Here is a 1,160-nt window from a genome sequence, read left to right on the forward strand (position 1 = left end):
CAAAGGCTGTAGAAGAAAATATTGATAGAAGAATAACCATGCTAACTAAAATACTTATTTTCTTCAAGATCTAATTCTCCTATAAAGATAAATTTTATTATTGTTCTACTAAATCAGTTTCAAGATTGAGAGTTTCAACAAAAAGTATTTTCCAACTCCCATCTTTTGACTTTTTAAAATGAAACATTTCATGAACATTTTCCTCAGTATCGGTTACTATTTCATCCAACTCTTCATCATAATAGGTTGACTCAAAACTATGAATCACATACAAACCTAAGTAATCCTCATCCAAAGATGAAACTAAAGAGGCATGATCTATCTCAAGATCACTATATTCCACAAATTCAAATATAAGTTTCATCATTTCCTCATTGCCATCTAGATTCTCTGATATAATAGAATCTTCATGAAAAGCAGAAAGGAATAACTCTGCGTCACCATTGTCGATTCCACTAAAAAATTTTTCTAAGGTATTCATTATTTTCTTTTCATCTTTACTTGGCACTTCTATTTGAATATCTTTTAATTTTTCTAAATTAATATTTTCCGCTTTTTGAATTTCATCCTCAGAAATCTTCCATAATCCATCTTTATTTTTGTGTAATGTATATATAATCTCCTGCCTATTATCTACATAAAATGGACCACTTTTTCTTTCATAGACTTCAACAGCATAAACTATGGCTTCATCGTTATCAATTTCTATAATTTCTAATTCTTCTATCGTTGTTTCAATATCATATTCTTCAAAAAAAGAAGATGATAATTCTTTCAGATCAATCTCTCTGTTTATTTCATATTGCTCATTAAACACCTCTAGAAACTCAGATAAATTCCTCTCATTCGATGAAGTAAGATACTTGTCAAACAATTCTAAAATCAATTCTTCATCATTCACCTTTGGTTCAAGGCTAGTTATAGATATCGTTTTCATAGCGCTATCCCATTTGACATTTGCACCTGTAGATTCCCCTACAAAACGTAAAGGAACAAAGGTATGGTTATTTACTAATTGTGGCATGACCAACATTTCAACATCTTCGCCATTTACTTTTGCTAGATTGCTATTCAATGTCAATACTACCGTCAAATCTTCATTTTCACCTATTACCGTTTTCGTTTCTTGTTCCCACTTAACATTGAGTCCCAATTCACTA

1 protein-coding gene is annotated in these 1,160 nt (G+C 30.3%); it reads right to left on the reverse strand.

Translation table 11 applies throughout. The features are described 5' to 3' along the window. Positions 1–97: 97 nt before the first annotated feature. Positions 98–1,160 (reverse strand): stalk domain-containing protein (locus tag ERL59_RS20640; RefSeq protein ID WP_268894532.1); only part of this gene is annotated, 1,063 nt, incomplete at its 5' end.

Source organism: Chengkuizengella marina (assembly GCF_009910845.1).
Taxonomy (GTDB): Bacteria; Bacillota; Bacilli; order Paenibacillales; family KCTC-33759; genus Chengkuizengella; species Chengkuizengella marina.